At 50.0% G+C, this 554-nt stretch carries 1 protein-coding gene; it reads right to left on the bottom strand.

The annotated features are described in order from the left end of the window. Positions 1–238: 238 nt before the first annotated feature. Positions 239–439 (bottom strand): hypothetical protein, encoded by a 201-nt coding sequence (locus DVK06_RS17065; protein WP_121601133.1) that lies wholly within the window; start codon positions 437–439, stop codon positions 239–241. Positions 440–554: the final 115 nt, after the last annotated feature.

Genomic DNA, 554 nt, shown 5'->3' with positions numbered 1-554 from the left:
GATTTGCGTTGTTCGAAATCCAATGTGTATATTGTATATCGCTATATCCAATTAGTCAAAACGAGCGTACCAACCCACGGAGGGAGACAATGAGCAATCACGCGTCTCCGTACCACTCCGCTTTGAAGCGCTCGGCAAGGTAGATGTCACCGGGGTGCAAACAGTAACGTCACTCTGCGGCAGGTGTCTGGATTAGGTAAAACAACCCGTCAATCGGGAATACTGGATGCGCCAGCGATTAATCGGTCGTGTCGCTCTCAGCTTCGACACGGCCGTTCTTGCGGGTTTGTTGTTGGAGTTGTCTGTGTGTATCGTTGATGAGTCGTAACGCCTGTTGCAGCACCTCAATCTCGATTTGGTCCCGAATCGTGGGTTCTACGGCCTCGATATCGTCCAACTTTGCTGCGTACTTATCCGGTATCTCGATTTCGAGTTTCATCTTATCGTCCTCTTTTGGGGTTGTATTTCGCTACGACAGTTCGCTATTAGCTGTTAGATTCATGGACTCACGCGATTTTCCAATCCTGCGACCCGGTTCTGGAGGTCCTGGATGG

Origin of the sequence: Halorubrum sp. Atlit-28R (assembly GCF_003665955.1) — an archaeon.
Classification (GTDB): Archaea; Halobacteriota; Halobacteria; order Halobacteriales; family Haloferacaceae; genus Halorubrum; species Halorubrum tropicale.
This window is presented reverse-complemented; position numbering and strand designations above follow the sequence as displayed.

Excerpts from the sequence above, each read along its gene's own strand:
- DVK06_RS17065 (WP_121601133.1), bottom strand. The coding sequence starts at position 439 with ATGAAACTCGAAATCGAGATACCGGATAAGTACGCAGCAAAGTTGGAC.